At 58.8% G+C, this 19,614-nt stretch carries 21 protein-coding genes; 7 read left to right on the plus strand and 14 right to left on the minus strand.

Going from position 1 to position 19,614, the window contains the following annotated elements:
* Positions 1-13: 13 nt before the first annotated feature.
* The 5 genes from SMC3_RS07755 to SMC3_RS07775 form a co-directional block, all read right to left on the minus strand.
* Positions 14-727 (minus strand): ABC transporter ATP-binding protein, encoded by a 714-nt coding sequence (locus SMC3_RS07755; RefSeq protein ID WP_119087980.1) that lies wholly within the window; start codon positions 725-727, stop codon positions 14-16.
* On the minus strand, positions 720-1,562 hold the full coding sequence (locus SMC3_RS07760; RefSeq protein ID WP_119087981.1) for an ABC transporter ATP-binding protein: 843 nt from the start codon (positions 1,560-1,562) through the stop codon (positions 720-722). The genes SMC3_RS07755 and SMC3_RS07760 overlap by 8 nt, the downstream gene beginning before the upstream one ends.
* Before the next feature lie 21 nt (positions 1,563-1,583).
* Positions 1,584-2,918: a branched-chain amino acid ABC transporter permease gene (locus SMC3_RS07765; RefSeq protein ID WP_119089986.1), complete on the minus strand. Its 1,335-nt coding sequence runs from the start codon at positions 2,916-2,918 to the stop codon at positions 1,584-1,586.
* Positions 2,919-2,922: 4 nt separating this feature from the next.
* On the minus strand, positions 2,923-3,798 hold the full coding sequence (locus SMC3_RS07770; RefSeq protein WP_119087983.1) for a branched-chain amino acid ABC transporter permease: 876 nt from the start codon (positions 3,796-3,798) through the stop codon (positions 2,923-2,925).
* A gap of 86 nt (positions 3,799-3,884) precedes the next feature.
* Complete coding sequence (locus SMC3_RS07775) at positions 3,885-5,063, minus strand: ABC transporter substrate-binding protein (RefSeq protein WP_119087984.1); 1,179 nt, start codon at positions 5,061-5,063, stop codon at positions 3,885-3,887.
* Between the two features lie 670 nt (positions 5,064-5,733).
* Here SMC3_RS07775 and SMC3_RS07785 point away from each other — a divergent pair.
* The 3 genes from SMC3_RS07785 (at position 5,734) to SMC3_RS07795 (ending at position 8,133) form a co-directional block, all read left to right on the plus strand.
* A complete protein-coding gene (locus SMC3_RS07785) occupies positions 5,734-6,495 on the plus strand; it encodes a Stp1/IreP family PP2C-type Ser/Thr phosphatase (protein WP_119087986.1) in 762 nt (253 codons plus the stop codon).
* A gap of 200 nt (positions 6,496-6,695) precedes the next feature.
* Positions 6,696-7,553 (plus strand): hypothetical protein, encoded by an 858-nt coding sequence (locus tag SMC3_RS07790; protein WP_119087987.1) that lies wholly within the window; start codon positions 6,696-6,698, stop codon positions 7,551-7,553.
* Positions 7,543-8,133 (plus strand): J domain-containing protein, encoded by a 591-nt coding sequence (locus SMC3_RS07795; RefSeq protein WP_165846678.1) that lies wholly within the window; start codon positions 7,543-7,545, stop codon positions 8,131-8,133. Before SMC3_RS07790 ends, SMC3_RS07795 begins: the two co-directional genes overlap by 11 nt.
* 76 nt (positions 8,134-8,209) lie before the next feature.
* Here the strand turns inward: SMC3_RS07795 and SMC3_RS07800 are convergent, their stop codons facing one another.
* The 8 genes from SMC3_RS07800 to sdaAB form a co-directional block, all read right to left on the minus strand.
* Positions 8,210-9,469, minus strand: a complete 1,260-nt coding sequence (locus SMC3_RS07800) for a HesA/MoeB/ThiF family protein (protein WP_119089987.1) — start codon at positions 9,467-9,469, stop codon at positions 8,210-8,212.
* A complete protein-coding gene (locus SMC3_RS07805; RefSeq protein WP_119087991.1) occupies positions 9,466-9,666 on the minus strand; it encodes a hypothetical protein in 201 nt (66 codons plus the stop codon). Before SMC3_RS07805 ends, SMC3_RS07800 begins: the two co-directional genes overlap by 4 nt.
* Positions 9,667-9,683: 17 nt before the next feature.
* Positions 9,684-10,094 (minus strand): hypothetical protein, encoded by a 411-nt coding sequence (locus SMC3_RS07810; RefSeq protein ID WP_119087992.1) that lies wholly within the window; start codon positions 10,092-10,094, stop codon positions 9,684-9,686.
* Positions 10,095-10,141: 47 nt separating this feature from the next.
* A complete protein-coding gene (locus SMC3_RS07815; RefSeq protein ID WP_119087993.1) occupies positions 10,142-11,209 on the minus strand; it encodes a hypothetical protein in 1,068 nt (355 codons plus the stop codon).
* A gap of 123 nt (positions 11,210-11,332) precedes the next feature.
* Complete coding sequence (locus SMC3_RS07820; RefSeq protein WP_119087994.1) at positions 11,333-12,259, minus strand: DMT family transporter; 927 nt, start codon at positions 12,257-12,259, stop codon at positions 11,333-11,335.
* 161 nt (positions 12,260-12,420) lie between these two features.
* Positions 12,421-13,422, minus strand: a complete 1,002-nt coding sequence (locus SMC3_RS07825) for a DMT family transporter (protein WP_119087995.1) — start codon at positions 13,420-13,422, stop codon at positions 12,421-12,423.
* Positions 13,423-13,446: 24 nt separating this feature from the next.
* Positions 13,447-14,376 (minus strand): L-serine ammonia-lyase, iron-sulfur-dependent, subunit alpha, encoded by a 930-nt coding sequence (gene sdaAA, locus SMC3_RS07830; protein ID WP_119087996.1) that lies wholly within the window; start codon positions 14,374-14,376, stop codon positions 13,447-13,449.
* Positions 14,354-15,046, minus strand: a complete 693-nt coding sequence (gene sdaAB / locus SMC3_RS07835; RefSeq protein WP_119087997.1) for an L-serine ammonia-lyase, iron-sulfur-dependent subunit beta — start codon at positions 15,044-15,046, stop codon at positions 14,354-14,356. The genes sdaAA and sdaAB overlap by 23 nt, the downstream gene beginning before the upstream one ends.
* A gap of 158 nt (positions 15,047-15,204) precedes the next feature.
* Here sdaAB and SMC3_RS07840 point away from each other — a divergent pair, with 158 nt between their 5' ends.
* Genes SMC3_RS07840 through SMC3_RS07855 form a run of 4 tightly spaced genes read left to right on the plus strand, consistent with a single transcriptional unit; the run spans position 15,205 to position 18,310 of the window.
* Complete coding sequence (locus SMC3_RS07840) at positions 15,205-15,987, plus strand: patatin-like phospholipase family protein (RefSeq protein ID WP_119087998.1); 783 nt, start codon at positions 15,205-15,207, stop codon at positions 15,985-15,987.
* Positions 15,980-16,582 (plus strand): restriction endonuclease, encoded by a 603-nt coding sequence (locus tag SMC3_RS07845; RefSeq protein ID WP_119087999.1) that lies wholly within the window; start codon positions 15,980-15,982, stop codon positions 16,580-16,582. Before SMC3_RS07840 ends, SMC3_RS07845 begins: the two co-directional genes overlap by 8 nt.
* A 3-nt stretch (positions 16,583-16,585) precedes the next feature.
* On the plus strand, positions 16,586-17,341 hold the full coding sequence (xth, locus tag SMC3_RS07850) for an exodeoxyribonuclease III (RefSeq protein WP_119088000.1): 756 nt from the start codon (positions 16,586-16,588) through the stop codon (positions 17,339-17,341).
* A gap of 45 nt (positions 17,342-17,386) precedes the next feature.
* On the plus strand, positions 17,387-18,310 hold the full coding sequence (locus SMC3_RS07855) for a diguanylate cyclase (RefSeq protein ID WP_165848249.1): 924 nt from the start codon (positions 17,387-17,389) through the stop codon (positions 18,308-18,310).
* An 86-nt stretch (positions 18,311-18,396) separates the two neighbouring features.
* Here the strand turns inward: SMC3_RS07855 and SMC3_RS07860 are convergent, their stop codons facing one another.
* Positions 18,397-19,611 (minus strand): adenosylhomocysteinase, encoded by a 1,215-nt coding sequence (locus SMC3_RS07860; protein WP_119088002.1) that lies wholly within the window; start codon positions 19,609-19,611, stop codon positions 18,397-18,399.
* Positions 19,612-19,614: the final 3 nt, after the last annotated feature.

Genomic DNA, 19,614 nt, shown 5'->3' on the forward strand with positions numbered 1-19,614 from the left:
TCCCCCTTTCTTGTCAGTTCTTGTGCTTGCCGAGATAAGCCTCTTTCACTTTTTCGTCGGCCAGCAGGTCGGCGCCAGTGCCGAACATGGTGATGTTGCCGGTCTCCAGCACGTAGGCCAGATCCGCCGTTCTTAATGCCATATTCGCGTTCTGCTCGATCAGGAGCAGAGTGGTGCCCTGCTTGTTGATCTTCTTGATGATAGAGAAAATATCCTGCACCACCAGGGGCGCCAGGCCCAAGGAGGGCTCATCCAGAAGCAGCAGTTGGGGGCGGCTCATCAGGGCGCGGCCTACGGTCAGCATTTGCTGTTCGCCACCGGATAGTGTGCCTGCCATCTGCCAGACCCTCTCCTTCAGACGGGGGAACAGGTCATACACCGACTGGAGGTCTTCCTGGATGCCTGCTCTGTCCTTACGAAGGTAGGCCCCAATCTTCAGGTTCTCCAGAACGGTCAGGTCGGCAAAGACGCGGCGGCCCTCAGGACACATGGCGATACCCGTACCGATGATCCGGTCAGTAGGTTGACCCAGCAGCTCGTGATCATTCCACCGGATTGAGCCGCTCTCTGCCTTGACCAGACCGGTGATGGTGCGCAGCATGGTAGATTTCCCAGCGCCGTTGGCGCCGATCAACGTGACGATCTTGCCGTCGGGCACCTCCAGTGAAATGCCGCGAAGCGCGCGGATGCCTCCGTAGGAGACATGGAGATTCTCAATCTTAAGCATCCTCGCTCACCCCCAGATACGCGTCAACGACGCGCTGATCGTTCTGAACCTTGGCGGGTGTGCCGCTGGCGATCAGCTTGCCAAAGTCCAGGACATAGATTCGGTCGGAGATATCCATGACCAGGGCCATGTGATGTTCGATGATGAACACCGTCAGTCTGAAGTCGGTGCGGATACGGCTGATAAAGGCGGTCAGTTCCTGCGTCTCCTGGGGGTTCATGCCAGCGGCCGGTTCGTCCAGGAGGAGAAGCTTGGGTTGAGTCGCTAGTGCCCGGGCGATCTCCACGCGGCGCTGTTGGCCATAGGGTAGTGAGGTTGCCAGTTCATTGCGGACCCCCTCCAATCCCAGAATTCGCAGCAGCTCGTCGCACTCCTCCCGCTGGCGTCGTTCCTCGAGCTTGTTCATACGGAAGGTGGCCGACAACAATCCCGCCGTGACGCGGCAATGTTTGGCGATCAGGATGTTTTCAAACACCGTCTGAGACGACCAGAGGCGGATGTTCTGGAAGGTGCGGGCCACACCCATCCGGGTGATTTTATCAGGGGTTGGCTCAATCGCGTGGGTATACGCTCCGTTGTTCTCAGTCTTGTACAGTTTTTTCATTTTCCCGCGAGGATAGTTCTCTACGATCTTCTTGCCCTCGAAGTACACCACGCCATTGGTTGGGGGGTATACTCCGGTGATGACGTTGAAGGCCGTGGTTTTTCCAGCACCGTTGGGCCCGATCAGGGAGACGATCTCTCCTGCGTTGACCTCGAGGTTCACATTATCCACGGCAACCACGCCGCCGAACTGCATGGTAACGTTCTCAACCTTCAGTACGTTGTCGCTCATTTGCAGTCATCCCCTGGACGTTCAGAGTCTTTTGTGTCGTGTGCGGAACAGATCTGGCAGCTCCCTGTCGCCCATCAGTCCCCTGCTGAAGAACAGCACGACGATCATGACGATAATGGAGAAGACCACCATTCGGAACCCGGAGCGCAGCAGAGGCACCTGCAGATCCGGGCTGATCAGGAAACGTAGATCCCCCAGGAGCAACAGCGTCCCCACCACGAGGGTAATGACCCCGGATAGCTTGAGCGACAGTATCTTCCTGCCGCGTCCGACGGCCTCAGGGCGGCTCTTCTGCGCCTTGTTCTGCCTGTATACCACCAGAAACACGATGCTCACCACGATGGCAGCGAAGATAATCGCGAACAGCAGCTTGGCGTTGAAGTTGGGCAACACAGTCGTGTTGTCCAAAAAGCGGAGCCACCACTCGGAGGAGCCGACAAACAGGAAAGCGGCAATGATGGAGCCGGAGATGGAGCCGATGCCGCCGAGGACGACGATCAGCAGGATTTCATAGGTCATGGCCGCCTTGAAGATCGTAGCCTGGACGCTGGCCTGATACATGGCCAACATGGCGCCAGAGATCCCGGCGAAGAACGAGCTGATGATAAAGCTCATGCGTTTGTGGTTCGCCAGATTAATCCCCATGGCCTCGGCGGCTACCTCGTCGTCCCGGATGGCCTTGAACGCTCGGCCATAGGTGGAGTTGATTATCAAAGTAATGACCCAGATGCAGACGCCCGCGAAGACGAACGGCATCACGGTGTCCAGTTTCAGAGAGCCCAGATGGAAGTTCGAAAAGTTTGTGAAGTTGCTGAGCAGGTTGGAGCCGTTCGTGATGGGCCCCAGCTTTTCGTATTGCACCACGGCGCGGATGATCTCGGCAAAGCCCAGGGTGGCGATGGCCAGGTAGTCGGATTTGAGTCTCAGCACTGGCAGTCCGATCAGATATGCAAAGACGCCCGCCACGATGCCTCCCAGAATCAGGCAGATGATAACGCCCAACAGCAGTCCCGGCTGACCAAGAACTCTACCGAGACTCTCCGTGACAGAAAAGCCGATGCCGCCGTTCGGATAGCGCTGATAGACCAACGCCTGGTTCTCCACCGGCACGGTCAGGATGGCGTAGGTGTAGGCGCCCAGCAGCATAAAGCCCGCCTGCCCCAGGGAGAACAGGCCTGTAAAGCCGTTAAGAATGTTCATGGACACGGCTACCAGCGCGTAGATCGCGCCCTTGCGCAAGACAATCAGCAGCATGACGGGAACACCGGGGACGTTGTCCAGCATTAGCACGACCGCAAGGAGAAGCAAAAAGGCCCCGACGATTATGAAGAACTGAGGTATTCTATTTCTTTTCATGCCGTCACACTTTCTGCGTCGGCTTTTCTCCGAAGAGGCCGGTGGGTTTGACTACCAGAATGATGATCAGCAGAGCGAACGTGACGGCGTCGGAGAAAGTGGTCAGGCCGGCACCCTTGGTCAAGGTCTCGGAGATTCCGATGATGAAGCCACCCAGCACGGCGCCGGGGATGGAGCCGATGCCGCCGAACACTGCGGCCACGAAGGCCTTCAGGCCGGGCATGGCGCCCACTACGGGAGTGACAGTGGCGTAATTGGAGAAGTACAGCAGGGAGCCCACCGCCGCCAGTGCAGACCCGACGACAAACGTGAAGCTGATGACGTTGTCGATCTTGATTCCCATGAGCTGAGCTGTCTCGAAATCACGGGACGCGGCGCGCATGGCCATGCCGATTTTTGTCTTTTGAATCAGGATGACCAGCGCTACCACCAGGATCAGCGTCAAGAAGGGCGTGATGATGGTCACGCGCTTCGTGGTGTAGCCCAGGATGGTGACGGAGTTGCTGATCCAGGGGATAATGGGGTACCGCTTGGCCAGACCGCCGGTGATATACCACATCACATTCTGCAGAAGATAGCTCATGCCGATGGCGGAGATCATGACAGACATGCGGGGCGCGGAGCGCAGGGGCTTATACGCCACTCGTTCCACCAGAACACCCATGAAAATGGTCAACAGAATCACGACGGCAACAGAGACGTAGATAGGAAGGCTGGCGGCGGCGTACACCATGAAGAAGCCGGCCGCGGTGAAAATATCGCCGTGGGCAAAGTTGATCAGTCGCAGAATACCGTAGACCATCGTGTAGCCTATGGCAATCAGAGCGTATTGACCACCTACGGAGATGCCGCCGAGCAAGTAGGGCAATATTCTAGCCATAAGGGAACCTCCAAAGCCTATATTTAAGCGCCGGGGGGGCCTCCACCGGCGCTTTTTGCCTTACGCTGCTCTACAACTGATACGTATCAGCTTGCACCAGACTGCCGCTTGACGAACTTGAAGACGCCATTGTCTGCCTGCTTGATGAAGGCATCGCTCTTGGCTGCATCGCCGCCATTCGGGAAGCTGATGTGGCCTGTTACTCCGTCAAAGCTGACCTTGGGCATGGCATTCTTGATGTCTTCGCCCGTGGTGGAATTGGCGATCTTGATGGCCTCGATGGCGGTCATATAGGCGTCATAGCCCAGTGCAGACACAGCTGCAACAATGTCGTTGCCGCCGTTGTCGGTCTTGTGCTGAGAATCGGCGTTCAGCCATGCCTTGAAGCCCGAGACGAAGGTCGCGGCCACGCCGGATTTGTCGTTCTCGTCGAAGAAGGTGGAGACATATACTTTCAGATTGGTGCCCTTCTGCGCGTCCAGAATCACGGAGGACTCCCAGGTGTCTCCAGCGGTGATGGGGATTTTGCACCCGGCGGATGCCGCTTGGCTGATGATCAGGGAGGCATAGGTGGTGGCGGAGGGAGCGAAGATCACGTCCGCACCGTAGGAGATGGCGTTCTGGATATAGGCGGAGAAGTCAGACGTGCCCTCGGGGAACGCTTCCGATTTGACCTCGCCGCCTTGTTTCTTAAACGCGTTGGCAAAGTAAGTGGCAAGTCCGCTGCCATAGTCCTCGCCCAACATGTTGAGAACGTATGCCTTCTTGGCATTGAACTGGTCCTTGACAAAGCTGGCCATGACGCTGCCCTGGAAAGGATCGATGAAGCACACCCGGAAGTAGTAAGGACGGTTCTGTGTGACGGCGGGGTTGGTGCAGCTAGCGCCGATGGCGGGGATCTTTGCCTGCTCAAAAATAGGCGCCGCAGCCATGGACACACCGGAACCGTAAGAGCCCAGCACCACAGACACGTTATCGGACACCAGTTGCTGTGCGGCCGTAGGGGCCTTGTCGGTGGCAGACTGGTTATCCACGATCTTCAGAACCACATTGTAGGTTTCGCCGTTGATCGCAACGGTGGGAGTCACGGAGTTGGCGTACTGCATACCCAGGGTTTCCTGCTTGCCGCCAGCGCCGTTATCGCCGGAGGCCGGTTCGAACACACCAATACTCAGCGTCTTGCTGCTTGTGTTGCTTGATTTACCGCACCCGACGAGACTCAGGGTCATTGCCAGAACGATCATCACTGTCAGAAGCTTTTTCATTCTTCTCTACCCCCTCACCCTAAAGAATCGTCCATAGAAGATGTGAAGAATTCTTCATTTTCTATGGCCATCGTGTTTGCATTTTATGCATACTGTCAGAAATTTACAAGGGGCATTCGTTTCCTGCTACGTTGCCATGACATGCTTCCTTGTTTATTCCTCTTGGCACCGGAAGGATACTACGCAATGGGCCGACTGGTTCTGGCTGCAGCAGGACTGGCTCGCCAACAGACTGGGCACGTGGGCGGCGAAACTGGCCAGCACCTCGGATGGGTTCCCGGAAGCGACAGGCAAGCAGGAAGGAGATTCTGCACCGCTGTGACCTGCGCTTCTCATTTCCGCATTGCGAGAAGTCCGCCGCCGTTGGTAGCCCGACCATTAGCTTCGGTGTTGGACATTTGCCGAGGGGGATCGGATGTTACTACCGTTTCTGCGCAAAACCGGAGGTTGCATTGGCTACGGTTCCGATAGACTAAATGTGTCGGAGTGCGAACTCTGACATGGCGAAGACGAACGTCTCACTTGCTATGGGGCGTTTAGTATTTCCAGAGTTGGGTTGGTTGTGTGCATCTGGTACAAGCATGCCACGGTGTCGCAATTCATTTGGGAGGAATCGCACGAGTTTGCCATCGCCTCCAGGGAAGAATATACTCAGTGTCAGGAGGTGGCCATGAGAATCACCGGGGCTGGATGGACAGACATCGGATTGCAGCGGGACACCAATGAGGACAGCTTTGCCATCACGCAGGAGGGCAAGGAGGTCGAGCGTCAGGGCGCGTGTTACGTCGTTTGCGATGGTCTCGGCGGAGCACAGGGAGGAGAAGTCGCTTCGCGTACGGCTGTGGAGACGTTTGTCGCGGCATGGTGCTCGCGGGAGTTGTCGGCCGAAGACACGAAACAGCGGCTGCGGCTCGCCGTCCATGAAGCGAATGCGGTCGTCTACCGCCTGTCGCTTTCGTCGGAGGAACTGGCGGGCATGGGGACGACACTGGTGGGGTTCGTGCCGCACGCAGAGCGTGCGTATATCTGCAACGTCGGTGACAGCAGGTGCTACCGCCTTCGAGGCGATGTACTGACTCAGCTGACGGAGGACCATACCATGGCGGCGGACATGATACGCCAGGGACTGCTGGACCCCGCCTATGCGCGGAACGTCAGCGAACGGAACATCCTGACCAGGGCGCTCGGGACTGCGGCGAGGGTCGAGGTCGATGTCGTGTCGGACGAGCTGTGCGCTGGCGACCGGTATCTTCTTTGCTCAGACGGGCTGTGGGGCACGATTTCCGAGTCCGACCTCAAGGCCGGCCTGACAGAGGGATCTCCAGAGGAGGCTGCGCACCGTCTGGTGGACCTTGCCAACACGTGTGGAGGGCCGGACAACAGTACTGCCATTGTAGTGGACGTTCAGGAAGCAGCCGGCGTCGCCGACTGAGAGGCACTTCGTCTGTTCATCTTGCGAAACCAGGAGGGCAATCTGTGAAAAGCAGGTCATGCCTGTTGGACACGATGTCCGTGGCATGGTCATGGTTGTCGCCAGGTGTTCTGCTACAATAATGGACATGTCGGCCCGGCTGGAGCGACGAATGTACCATCATGAGGCGTAATTACCAGCTGACCCCAAAGGAGACGAAAATGAATGACAGGAACAGCCAGACGGTCGAAGAGCGTGTGGTCGCCCTGCTGAAAGCAAATCGCAAGGACCTGCGGGCATTCGTACGCGCAGTCGAAGCGCTTGTACCGCCAGACGGTGATGTCGCAGGCTTCCTGGACGAGATGGGCGTGTCGCTTGCTTCCGAGGATAGGGCCATTGGCTCTTTGGAGCTTTGGGACAAGGCAGCGAAAATGTACGAGGAGCAGTCGCGTCTCGAAGAGGTTGCTCAGTTGTACGCCAACATGGGTCCGATCGCTGCCCAGACGGGAGATATCCCGCGCGGCATCAGGTTCTCCAGGAAGGCTGAGGAACTGGCGGCTCACCTGGAGCCAGACCCTGAACTTGTCTACCACATCTCATCCGACCTGGGAGCGATGTACGCGGAGGTGGGAGACTGGGAGAAGGCGATGTACGAGGACAGCCGCGCTCTCGAAGTGTCACGCGCCACGGACAACTGTGCCGGGCAGATCAATGCGTTGCTTGCTCTTGCACAGGTCAGCCTTGCCCGGCAGGACCTGGTGTCTGCGCGCAGCGAGGCCATGGGGGCGTTCTCACTGGCTCACTCGTGCAGTGACAGTCTGCTCGAGGCCGAGGCCATGCGAGCGGTCGGAGATGTCTCGGAGGCAGCAGGGGAGCACGAACAGGCCATCCGCCAGTATGAGCAGGGTTTGGCTCTCGAGGTGATGTTATCGGATCCCGAGGTACGGGCGCAGCTCCACTTCGCCATGAGTGTGGCGTGCGATGCCATGGGCAACGCTGTGAGGGCGGCACAGGAACGGAATCTGGCCGAAGCGGTCGGGCTCCCGACGGACGCGGAGGATAATGACAGTGACGCCTGAGAAGGACCTGTACGGCGTTCTCGGCGTGAGCCCGTCAGCGCCCCAGGAGCAGATCCGTTCGCAGTATCGGGTCCTGGTGAGGAAATACCACCCGGACTTGCACCCCGGCGACGCGAGTGCCGCTCTCATGATGGAACGGGTCAACGCGGCATACGACGTCCTCGGCAACCCTGAGGAGCGGCAGCAGTACGACGCCCAGATCAGCGCATCGTCGCAGAGCTGGGGTGAGACCGCTGCTCCCAGCAGCTACGGACAGTCTGTATACCGCAACCCTGCTGCCGGCGCGGGACCTCAGTCCACATGGAATCCACAGTGGGGCAACGCGGGGGCGGACCCGCGTGAGCGGCAGGCCGAAGCTGAGGCGATGTGGGAGGCGATGCGCTCTCAGGAGCGCACGAGAGGCGGTCAGTTCAGTGACGTGTGGGCCAACGTCCCGGATCAGCGTGCGCAGGAAGACCTGAGCGGCTGGGCCGTGGCCGGGCGTGTCATCTGGCTTATCGTCCGTATCGTGTTTGGTATCCTGTTTGTTGTACTGCGCTTGCTGAACACGAGGGTGGATGATCGCAACGACTTCTTCTAGCACGTGTCCTGCACACAGAATATGATAATGGCCCACCCCGCGGGGTGGGCCATTTCGGTCATGTTTGGGCGTGACGTTATGTCGCTGGTTCTTCCTCCAGATGGCCACCGCACACCAGGCAGTTCGGATCACGGTCGACGCGGGCGCCATACCACCGAAGAATGCTCGGGTGTGTCCACTTGAACCCCATGCGCGGCCAGTTCGCATAGGCTTCTTCGCGCCGGTTTGCCCAGACGTAGAAATCCGAGGCGAGGTCTTCGTCGACCGTACTCATCCCGGTCTCGATACCGCGTGACAATTCCACCAGTGCCATCTTGGTCATCATATTCGCGATGGGAGCGATGTCGGAGGACAGCCCGACCTGGATCATGGTGTTGATCTTGTCTTCCTCGACGTAGGCGGGCAATATGGCGAGAGCCTGCCGCTTTTGTGACATCTCCTCTTCGCGGCCGTCGATAAGGCCCGAGGAGAATATGCAGTTGTAGCAGGGGCCCTTCCAGGGTCGTACGCGCAGGACGTCGCCGCCTGCGGCGCGTGTGATGGCGCGTCCATACAGGGCGACCTTGTTGTTGTTGAGGGACATCTGGTTGAGGTTGAAACGGCTCTGGTCATTGTCAGAGGCGACGATGAGCAAGTCAGAGGCTGCGACCGCATCCTCGACTTGACTCAGTGCCTGGTTGATGTTGACTTCCATCGTGGAGACTTCGGCAAAAGGGTTCTTCTGCAGCAGCTGGTCCCGTACCGCGAGCGTCTTGTACCGGCCCAGATCGTTCACGCCACACACATGGCGGCTGATGTTCCCCAGCTCGAGTCGGTCGAAGTCGATAAGAGTAAAATGGCCGATCCCCGCGCGGGCCAGTTCCAGAGCGATGGGGGAACCGCCGCTGCCAAGACCGACGATGACGACTTTTTTCTCGGCCAGCGCCGACGTCTCGAGGAGCCCGGTGTTGCGGGAGAACAACTCGGAGCGGCGAGGGACAAACCGCGTGTCTGCGCCGGCTACGCCCTTCTCGGTCAGGACAAGTGCGCGGCAGGAGGGTGAATCCGCCACGCCGGTCCCCACCAACAGGACCACGATGGGTCCCCCGTCAGGGTCGACACGACTGCGAACTTGCAGCATGAGCTTCTCTTCGTCGACGAACCCCGTAGCGTCCGAACGCATCGCGACACAAGGGCAGATGTGCCCAGAAGGCGTGAAAGAAGGCTTCTCGGTATACGCGTGGAAGACCGTCCAGTCGTCGAACCCGTATGCGACACCATCGAGCAGGCGGACGTCCCCCGCCTGGCTGAGCAGGTCGCGGACCTGCTCTTCAAAGACATAGACCAGGGGTGTCATGGCAGTCCGCAGGCGAAGAAGCCGTCGCGCGTTGGGTCATCCGCCGTCACAGCATCCGGCGAGAGCTGAGGGGACTTGGCGTCGACAAGTACCAGCTCTTGTGTTCGCGGGTCGAAGACCAGCTTCTTGGTCGTCATCTTGCCCTGTGTTATCTGTGCCAGATGGTCCTGGACGCTCTTTGAGTCTTTCTCTTCCATCGTGTTCCTCCTCGTGATCAGGCTGTCATGTGTGGCAGATAGTGGTCTATGGCATAGCCGCTGTCCAGATGGCCTTCATAGGCTTCGAGCCAGGCCCGGATTTTTAGCAGGATTTTGGAGAATGTGATATTGGGGCTCCAGTGAGAGGCGCTGTAGTGACAGATGCGTACGACGCCGTTCTCCGGTTTCAGCAGGTGCATTGGGTACGATGTCCCCAGGTCGGCCAGGGAGTGCCCAAAGCGGTCTCGGAGGACGGGACTGACGATCTCGACGATAGGGACGGAGTTTGGCAGGTCGGCGGGCACGTGGAGACGGACGATATATTCGTGGCCCGCATTGGAGCGCAAGGTTCCCTCGATGATGGCATGACCGGGGATGATGCTGTCCTTCAGGAAGAAGGTCGGGAAATAGCGCGACAGGATATCCATTTCTAGATGCAGTCTCGTTGACTGCTGCGAAGACCAGCCCACGGGACTCAGCCCTCTCTGTCGCGGGGGGCGTCAGACCCCGTGTGTTCCCGATTGACAAGGAACGTTGTAACCAGATCCTCGATGTGTGTAACGACATTGTCACCACGGTCCATGGCTACAAACAGGGTGCGCGGGGTTTTCCAGGACTCCTCCTGTCCTGCTGGAATGTCCACGGGCCGACATTCGACGACGGGCTTGACGACAGGGTAGGAATGTGGAAAAACGACCTCGAAGGAGTAGCCATCGCGCTCAAAGGCCAACGACACTCGTCCATCCTCTCGCTGCAGGATCTCAACGTCTCGTTCGAGCGCCGACAACTCCTGGGACAGGCGGTACAGTTCGCCCCGCCCTTCGGGTGTCGCCATGAACGAGGAGCTGGGGAAGGTTGGATTGGCTGTCTGAGGCGTGGCTGCCATGACGGCAAATGTTGTGCTGGGGATGGCTTCATAGGTTGAGACGGGAGTGCGTGGCTCTCCGTGTGGAAATCCTTTGACGGCCTCCATGGCAGTACGTACGGGGCTGGAACCGGGCAGGATGAGCCACGTTAGCTGCCGGCGTTCTCCACCTCCGTGTGCATGGTACAGATATGCGCGCATCTCGACTCTGTCGGACTTGTCGGCGAAATTGCATATCGTGAGCAACCAGGCATTGAACCCGTTCTTGTCGAGTGCACGCTGCATTGTGTTCGAGTCGCCGTTGGACGGTACGGTGAGCCCGAGTCTGTGGTGGGAGTGCCAGGTGCCGACATGCTGCAGGCCGTGCAGGTCGTGGAGGATTCCGCCGGCAGACTTGAGAAACGAAGACTCCTGGTGGAATGCTGCGTCGTCGTGTTTAGCAGTTTCGCTTGGGCCCAGCACATACTCGATCATCGGTGAACCCGTATGGGTCCAGAAACCAAAGAGGTCTCCACCGGTCTCGATACTTGGATAGTCTGAGACGAAACGGGCCATGGTCTCCAGTTCGCCCTCGTAGATGAACGCCTTGTCACCGCGTGATACCCCGGACGTCTCAGTCCGCTTGTGGACGGAAGCCGCTATTGTGCGCCTGAACTTCTCGCTGTGGCCTCTTGCCATTGTTCCTCCCCTGAAACTCCTCTCAGTGTTCTCTGGCTGTGGAGAGTATAACACGAGATGCAAAACGGCAAGTATTTTGGTACGACAAGTTATCTAAGGCTGACAATCGCTTTGGCCCCTTCTTCATTGACCAGTGGTTGAAGGCAATGTCGACGGTACGTTGAGTTTCGGTGTCGGGAGGTTGCCGACGACGACACCGGTCACGATGAGGAGACCTCCGGCAAGGGCAACAGGCTTCATGTGTTCGCCGAGGAGAACCAATGCATAGAAGGCAGAGAGGACCGGTTCCAGGGAGTCAATGATGACGGCACGCTGAGCGCCGATCATGGCGATGCCCTGCACGAACAGGAACATGCCGCCTGCGGCCGACAAACCGATGCCGGCAAAGGCGAGCATAGCCGTGCGAGAGCTGAAAACGACCGGGTAGAAGACGGGCTGGCCTATGGTGAGGAGGCACAGAACTATAGCGGGAGCCACCTGGTTGTAGAGGCCGAGCGTGCGCGGGTCGACTCCACGAATGACGCGCTGCGAGAGCACGGCGTACAGCGCATAGGCCACTGTGCAGGCCAGCATGGTCAGGACGCCGATCCCGGAGACGCTGCGGAAACTCGCGCCCAGCAGGAGCAGCAGGCCGACGGCGATGACTCCTACGGACGCCAGGTAGGCGCGCGTCACGCGTTCATGCAGGAAGATCCAGGCAAACAGGCCGGCGAAGGCGGGGTAGCAGTGGAACAGGAACATGGCGGTCGACACGGGCAGCAGCCGGAGGGCGGTGAAGTATAGCAACGTCGGCCCGGTGACGAACACGGCCGAGAAGCCCAGGAGGACGCCTGCCTCATGCCAGTTGCGCGGAAACAGCAGGTGCCAGTTTGAGAGCCCAATGACCACGACCAGGATGATACTGGCGAGGAGGTAGCGCTCCTTCAGCAGCTCCAGAGGGCTCAGGTTGTACCGGTACGCGAACTTGGCGAGGACCGAGACGCCGCTGTAGATGACGGCCGACGCGATGGCGACCAGGATTCCACCTTTTCGAACCTGAGGCTGATTCATGTGCGCTGCTCCTTTCGAATCATGTAACAATTCATGATACTGCCGCAGATGAAGAGCGCAAGGATGCGAGGCAGGGCGCAGGTGTCACATCATCTCACCGAGGGTGTGTGACGTCGGATATGTAGTGCGGGGAGTTGGGGAGATGTACACGGTGTCGAGGTTTACGGCGTGATCGGTACTTGGATGCTGTGCCGGCTCTCGTAGACTCTCAGGAAGACGACGCCACCCAGGATGAGGAGACTGCCGGCGATCTGGATACCGTTCAGGTGTTCATCCAGCACGACGTAGGCGATCACTGCGGTAAATGCCGGCTCGAGGGTAAGAATCAGGTTGGCGACACTTGACGGCAAGTAGCCGAGGCTGACATTGTACAGTCCAAAACCCGCGAGAGTGGGACCTGCCGCCAGGAGGAAGAGGATGAACCAGCCCCGCGCGGCTTTTCCAAGCCACAGCAGATCCGCGGGGCGAACGGCCGCGCCGGGCAGGAACCTCCCGAACGACAGATTGAGCAGAAGCAGGAAGCACGCTGCGAAGGCGAACGTGTACAGCAGGGTCGTCCAGGGGTTGAGACCTCGCTGAGAGGCTGAACGGCCCATCAGACTGTAACCCGCGTACCAGAGACCCGACAGCGTTCCTGTCACGATACCTGTCAGGTTTCCCTGCCATGCGCCGGGCTCGAGAGCGCCGGAAACCAGAACGCAGCCTCCCAGGCAGCCTGCGATTGTCACAATTTTGACCCATCCGAGGCGTTCCTTCAGGAGCCATCTGGCCAGAAGAGCGGTGAACGCCGCCGAGGAGTAGCTCAGAACAGTCGACACGGCTGCTCCGTTGAGAGAGACGGACAGCGTCCAGAAGGAATTGAACATCGTCAGTATGAGACCATAGGCAACAAGGTAGCCCGCATGGCGTCGCTCCACGTGCAGCAGGCGCGGATGCAGGATGGCGAGAACAATCAGCATCGTGAGCGCCACGAACGAGTCTCGCCAGAAGGCCAGAACCAGCGCCGGCATGTTGTAGGTTTGTGTGAGGTAGCGGATGAAGATGGCCGTGGTCGACAGAATGATGGCGCTGGCCACAGCGATGGGATACCCACGCGCAAGGTCCGAGCGATCGCGGACAGAGCTGGCAACTTGTTGTTCCTGGCTAAGTGTCGTCTGTTTCATCCTATATATCGCTGATGCGAAGCGTTACGGTCGTATCCTCTTGAATTCGGCAGCGATGCGAACCGCGGTGGGCGTGGCTGCGAGTCCACCGAGTGACGTCTCCTTGAGGGAACTCGACATGTCGCGGCCGATATGGTCCATGGCCTGGACGACTTCATCGAAGGGGACGACCGTCCGGATGCCGGCGAGTGCCATCTCCGCGCTGGCAACTGCGTTGACGGCGGCCATGACGTTGCGCTTGACGCAGGGGATCTCGACCAGTCCGGCGATGGGGTCACACACCAGCCCGAGGACACTTTTCAGCGCAAAGGCCGCAGCGCTTTCGATCGCCTCCTGATCTTCGGAAAAGAGGGAAACGAGGGCCGCGGCTGTCATGGCGCCGGCGGAACCGTTCTCGGCCTGACAGCCGTGCTGTGAACCTGATAACGAGGCCTGAAGGGCGATGCACTCCCCGATGCCCCCGGCGACAAACAGTCCCTGCACGATGCGTTCCTCGGCGACATGGTGAGCGTCGGCGATCGTCAGATAGGCGCCTGGAAGAACACCGCTTGCGCCTGCCGTGGGGGCCGCGACGATCCGTCCCATGCACGCGTTGTTCTCGGCCGCAGCCAGGGTATTGCGGATGACGGTGCTGAACTGATTGCCGAGTAGTGACCCGCCGCCTCGGATGAGGGCATCCATATGGGCGGCACCTCCATCGATCATGCGTGAGGGGGTTCGGTTCGGGTGTTCCAGTCCCTCTCGCAGCGTCCCGTGCATGGCGTCGAGGACGGTATGCATGCGCGAGATAACCTCGGATTCGGGCAGCTCCTGGTTCTTGGACTCATACATCACGAAGAACCCGGCGAGTGTCAGGATGTCATACTCTTCCATGAGACGACGTGCATCCGAAAGCCCGTGGATACGGATGCGCTTGATCTCGTCCAGCACTTCAGTCTTCTTCGGCACGCTCATATTCGTTCCCCAGTTTGTTGATAGTCACGACGTCGGTAACGTCTGTGTTTGACCGGAAATAGTCGGCGAGGTCGCCCGGACAGGGCTGGTCGAGTTTCATGATCGCCATTGCACCTCCCGTGTTCTTGTCACGTGAGATTTGGGCATAGGCGACGTTGATGCCGCGTGCGCCGAGCGCATCGCCGAGCAGCGCCATCATGCCGGGAACGTCGCGATATGTCACGAAGAGCAAGTTATGCTTTCCTGAGAAATCGACCCGTGCGCCGTTGATACCGACAATCTTGACGGAACCCCCTCCGACAGAAATGCCTTCAACGACAAATGGGTGGTCCCCGTCGGGATCGGTGAAGGTGATGGAGGCGCAGTTGGGGTGTTTCTCTGGGTCGATTGCCTGCTCGAAGGCGACATCGACCCCTTCTTGCGCGGCAATGTCGTAGCTCTGCTTGATCCGGGGGTCGTCAACACGCAATCCCAGGATGCCGCCCAGGATCGCTTTGTCCGTGCCGTGGCCCCGTCCGGTCTCTGCAAACGAATTGTAGAGTATGATTCGAACTCTTCTGACAGGCTTGTCATAGACGCGCTGTGCCAGATAGCCGATCTTGGCAGCGCCTGCCGTGTGCGAACTGGAGGGTCCGATCATGATCGGCCCCATGACGTCGAAAATGGCCATGTGTGCCTCCTGATGTCACTCCAAGTATAGGATGGAGGGGGTCGTGTCAAGCCGACAGATGTGGTGAGGAGCGCTGTTGCCCAGCTGCCGTATCCGCAATATACTAATATATTACTAAGAAGAGGATTATTCCCGGCCCCGGAACAGGAGGAGTGACGATGAGGACTCACAGGAAGCAAAAGCTTGGCTTGGCTCTCAGTTCGGGCGGGGTCCTTGCGTATGCGCACATAGGCGTGCTGCGGGCGCTGGAAGAGCTTCACGTTCAGGTTGACCTGTTTTCGGGTGCTTCGATGGGCGCCGTGGTAGCCGTGTTCAGTGCGGCGGGCCTCGACTCCGAAGCCCTGGAAGCCCTCAGCGTCAAGCACGGCGCCCAGGTGGCCACGCTGCTCGGGTCCGCCATTTCTGTGAGTGGCCTGACGACGCCCTTGCGCCTGCGCGCCGCTCTCCGCAAATCGCTCCCGGTGACGGTTTTCGAGGCTCTCAAGAAACCCGTCTGCATCGCCGCGACCGACGTGCAGACCGGTAAAGCCCTTCTTTTTGACAGTGGGGACATCTGGGGTCCCTTGTCGGGGAGCTTCAGCCTGCCAGGCATGTTTCCGGTTGTTGAGTCCGGCGACCAGCATCTGCTGGATGGCTGCATGTCGCTGCCGGTTCCCGTGACGGAGCTGCGCAAGCGGGGCGCCACGAGGGTCATTGCGGTATCACTGTATGATCCGGATCAGCAAGAAGAGTACAAGCCCAGCCTGAACATCCCAAAACTGCTCGAACGTTCGCTCAACCTGATGTTCAACAACATCGCAAGGCCGGAGCTCGAGGCGGCTGATCTGGTTATCCGGCCTGATCTCAAGGGCTGTGCGCCTGCGGACGTCCACGGGTATGTCGTGCGAGGGTATGATGCAGCCATGAGCAGAAAGGCGGAGATCGAGGCGCTGCTTGCCTGACATCCAGAGGATTCTGGGTGCACTGCAGCAGTGGACCGCGGAGTGGGCCTCCAGGACCGTGTCTGCCGGCTGGAATGCATTTCTGCCATTCGTTCCTTCTCTGGTGGCAACTGCCGCGCTTCTTGTTCTGATAGCAGTGGCCGGTATCGTCATCCGGATGCGTCGCGACCGAGTGTTTCACGGAGCAACGCTGAGTTCCATCGACGCCATGGACGGTACGCAGTTCGAGGAGTTTCTGGCAGTGCTGTTTGTCCATCTGGGTTACCGCGTCCAGCATGTTGGCATGAGTCATGACTTCGGGGCCGACCTGGTGCTGACGTCGTCCCGTAAGCGCATCGTCGTGCAGGCAAAGAGGTATAGCGGCAACGTCGGCATCGGCGCTGTGCAGGAGGCTCTGGGGGCCGTGCAGTATTACCGTGGCACGCGTGGCATGGTCGTCGCGAGCAGCGGGTTCACGGAATCAGCCCGAGAGCTGGCGGCAAGGTCGGGGGTCGAACTGTGGGATAGACAGCGGCTTGCAGCCGCTATGGCGAGGATAGTGACCAGAGGCCGTGAAGTCGGGCGGAAACCTGCCTGCATTAAACATGAGGAGTGAGCCATGAAGATAGCGACGTGGAACGTGAACTCGGTGCGCGCCCGTTTGCCTGTTGTCCAGAAGTGGCTGCAGGAGTCGCAGGTGGACGTTCTCGCCATGCAGGAGACCAAAACGGTCGACGAGACATTTCCTGTTGCAGAGTTCGAGGCGCTGGGATATCAGGTCGCGATGTCAGGCCAGAAGACCTACAACGGCGTTGCCATTGCGTCCAGACTACCCATTTCCAGGGTCGTCAAGGGCTGGGCCGGCAATGATCCGAGCCGGATTTTGGCAGTGGACGTCGGTGACGTCACGCTGATCGACGGGTATCTGCCGCATGGTGGCGAACGTGGCGACGAGGCATTTCTGCATAAACTTCAGTTCTTCCAGGAATTTCGGACGTATCTCGACGCAACATATTCCAGAGACCATCGCCTGCTGTTCATGGGCGATTTCAACGTGGCCAGAGATCCCCGGGACGTCTGGGCTCCCGAGGAGATGCAGGACGCCATCGGCTTCATGCAGGAAGAGCGTGAGGCACTCGAGAATCTATGCGGGTGGGGTTTCGTCGACCTGTTCCGGAAATTCCACAGTGAGCAGCAGTTTACCTGGTGGGACTATCGCATGAACATGTTCAAGCGCCACATGGGCATGCGCATCGACTATGCCTGGGGTTCGGAGGCGTTGTCCGTGCATATTGTCGACTGCGTGGTCGACGTCGAGCCGAGGCGCTGGGAGAAGCCGTCAGACCATACCCCCGTCGTTGTCACGATCTCGTGATTGCGGGGTGGGGGGCGCACGATTTTTGCCAATCAGGAGGGTATGATGAATGTGGGAGTACTTGATGAGAGCCTGCGCGGAATCCTGGACGCTGTTTCGGACGGCGTGTACGTAACGACCGCAGAGCGCCAGATTGTTTTCTGGAGCAAGGGGGCGGAACGCATTACCGGCTATTCATCTGACGAAGTTCTGAACAGGCACTGCTACGACAACATCCTGGTTCATACCGATGTTCTCGGCAAGAACCTGTGTTTCGACGGGTGCCCGTTGCAGAAATGCATCGAGACCGGCGAGCGGCAGGAGGCCAAGGAAGTTTTCCTTAAGCGGAAAGACGGAGAGCGGTTGGCTGTCTACATCAAGGCGTTGGTCCTGCAGGTCGGAGATGAACGGTATGGCGTGGAGGTATTCGGTGAACTCCAATCGGTGGCTGGAAGCGCTCTTACGGAGAGGCTGAAGCAGCTATCTGACGCATCGATCATCGACCAGTTGACCGGTCTCTACAATCGGCACTACATCGACACGATCCTGGATCAGCAATACGGGCTGTTCAAGCGGCATTTTCAGCGATTTGGGCTTGTCGTGATCGATGTCGACAAGTTCAAGAATATCAACGACACCTTTGGACATCTGGCAGGAGACGAAGCGCTGAAGTTTGTCGCCTCTGTTGTGCAGCGCACGATGCGCTCGATGGATTTCCTCGCCCGGTTTGGTGGTGACGAGTTCATCATCGTGTGTCCGCTTATCGAACTTGATGGGGTTGAGAAGCTCAGCGAACGGCTCGTCGGGCTCGTCCACCACTCGGTCCTGTCATCGCCGGAGAGTCTGAAGAACGTTATTGAGGTCTCCGTTTCGGTCGGAGGGTCGATGGTTGACTACAAGGACGCGTCAGCTGCCGACATCATCGCACGAGCGGATGAAGCGTTGCACCGAGTCAAGCGGGACGGAGGAGATTGGTACGCTCTGGGCTAGAACCGTTTCATGAACGTTCCATTGCCAAGGGCCGGACGTAACGTCCGGCCCTTGGCTTCGGCATGATTTATGTCTATCTCTGAGGTCTAGTATGAGCTGAGGTACGCTCTCTGCTCTTCGGTCAGTGTGTCGATGGACAGGCCACAGGAAGCAAGGAAAGCTCTCGATGCCATGTCGTCGATCGTCTCGGGTACATTAATGAGTTCATTAGGCAGTGACTCCTGGTGTCTGACCAGGTACTCAGCCGACAACGCCTGCAACGCGAATGTCAGGTCCATGATCTCGATGGGGTGCCCGTCGGCGCATGCCAGGTTGACAAGGCGCCCCTCGCCCAGGACATAGAAGTGCTTGCCATCGGAAGTATACTCCTCGATATTGTGCCGGACTTCGTGGTGCTGAGGGTCCTTGTTCCGCAAATGTTGAACGTCGACTTCGATATCGAAGTGCCCAGCGTTGCACAGGATGGCACCCTCCTTCATGACGGCGAAATGTTCCTTGGAGATGACCTTCGCATCGCCCGTGCAGGTAATGAAGATCTCACCGATTCTTGCGGCCTCGAGCATTGGCATGACCTGATAGCCTTCCATGTGGGCTTCGACGGCCTTCACAGGATCGACTTCCGTGACGACGACTTGGGCGCCGAGGCCTCTGGCACGCATGGCTACCCCCTTGCCAACCCATCCATACCCGGCAACGACCACAATCCTGCCGGCGATGTTCATGTTGGTCGTCCGCAGAATGCCGTCCCAGGCGGATTGTCCTGTGCCGAAACGATTGTCGAAGAGGTGTTTGCACAGGCCTTCATTGACCCCGATGATCGGGAAGGCCAGTTTGCCCGCGCGGGCCAACGCACGGTCGCGGGTGACTCCGGTCGTGGTTTCTTCGCATGCTCCCACAATGGCGGGCAATAGTTCTGGATGCTCGAAGTGAACGGCGCTCACGAGATCCCCACCGTCATCGATCAGCAGGTTGGGTTTGGTGGCCAGGACGTTGCTGAAATATTCCTTGTATTCAGCCGGCGTCTCGCCGCGTTTGGCGAAGACCGTGACTCCACGTTCCGCAAGTGCCTGAGCCACGTCGTCCTGTGTGGTGATGGGGTTGGACGCCGTAATGGCGACCTTGGCGCCGCCACGCTGCATCACGCAGGCCAGGTTGGCTGTCTTGGCCTCCAGGTGGAGAGCGATGACGACATTGAGCCCGGCAAAGGGCTGTTCCTTCTCGAAGCGCTCGGCAACTGATGACAGGATCGGCATGTGACGGATCGCCCATTGCATTTTTTGTTCACCCGATTGACTGCTCATGAC

This window comes from Candidatus Cryosericum hinesii (genome assembly GCF_003570985.1).
Lineage (GTDB): Bacteria > Caldisericota > Caldisericia > Cryosericales > Cryosericaceae > Cryosericum > Cryosericum hinesii.

Coding starts and splice junctions, on each gene's coding strand:
- SMC3_RS07755 (WP_119087980.1), bottom strand. CDS start 727: ATGCTTAAGATTGAGAATCTCCATGTCTCCTACGGAGGCATCCGCGCG.
- SMC3_RS07760 (WP_119087981.1), bottom strand. CDS start 1,562: ATGAGCGACAACGTACTGAAGGTTGAGAACGTTACCATGCAGTTCGGC.
- SMC3_RS07765 (WP_119089986.1), bottom strand. CDS start 2,918: ATGAAAAGAAATAGAATACCTCAGTTCTTCATAATCGTCGGGGCCTTT.
- SMC3_RS07770 (WP_119087983.1), bottom strand. CDS start 3,798: ATGGCTAGAATATTGCCCTACTTGCTCGGCGGCATCTCCGTAGGTGGT.
- SMC3_RS07775 (WP_119087984.1), bottom strand. CDS start 5,063: ATGAAAAAGCTTCTGACAGTGATGATCGTTCTGGCAATGACCCTGAGT.
- SMC3_RS07785 (WP_119087986.1), top strand. CDS start 5,734: ATGAGAATCACCGGGGCTGGATGGACAGACATCGGATTGCAGCGGGAC.
- SMC3_RS07790 (WP_119087987.1), top strand. CDS start 6,696: ATGAATGACAGGAACAGCCAGACGGTCGAAGAGCGTGTGGTCGCCCTG.
- SMC3_RS07800 (WP_119089987.1), bottom strand. CDS start 9,469: ATGACACCCCTGGTCTATGTCTTTGAAGAGCAGGTCCGCGACCTGCTC.
- SMC3_RS07805 (WP_119087991.1), bottom strand. CDS start 9,666: ATGGAAGAGAAAGACTCAAAGAGCGTCCAGGACCATCTGGCACAGATA.
- SMC3_RS07810 (WP_119087992.1), bottom strand. CDS start 10,094: ATGGATATCCTGTCGCGCTATTTCCCGACCTTCTTCCTGAAGGACAGC.
- SMC3_RS07815 (WP_119087993.1), bottom strand. CDS start 11,209: ATGGCAAGAGGCCACAGCGAGAAGTTCAGGCGCACAATAGCGGCTTCC.
- SMC3_RS07820 (WP_119087994.1), bottom strand. CDS start 12,259: ATGAATCAGCCTCAGGTTCGAAAAGGTGGAATCCTGGTCGCCATCGCG.
- SMC3_RS07825 (WP_119087995.1), bottom strand. CDS start 13,422: ATGAAACAGACGACACTTAGCCAGGAACAACAAGTTGCCAGCTCTGTC.
- sdaAA (WP_119087996.1), bottom strand. CDS start 14,376: ATGAGCGTGCCGAAGAAGACTGAAGTGCTGGACGAGATCAAGCGCATC.
- sdaAB (WP_119087997.1), bottom strand. CDS start 15,046: ATGGCCATTTTCGACGTCATGGGGCCGATCATGATCGGACCCTCCAGT.
- SMC3_RS07840 (WP_119087998.1), top strand. CDS start 15,205: ATGAGGACTCACAGGAAGCAAAAGCTTGGCTTGGCTCTCAGTTCGGGC.
- xth (WP_119088000.1), top strand. CDS start 16,586: ATGAAGATAGCGACGTGGAACGTGAACTCGGTGCGCGCCCGTTTGCCT.
- SMC3_RS07855 (WP_165848249.1), top strand. CDS start 17,387: ATGAATGTGGGAGTACTTGATGAGAGCCTGCGCGGAATCCTGGACGCT.
- SMC3_RS07860 (WP_119088002.1), bottom strand. CDS start 19,611: ATGAGCAGTCAATCGGGTGAACAAAAAATGCAATGGGCGATCCGTCAC.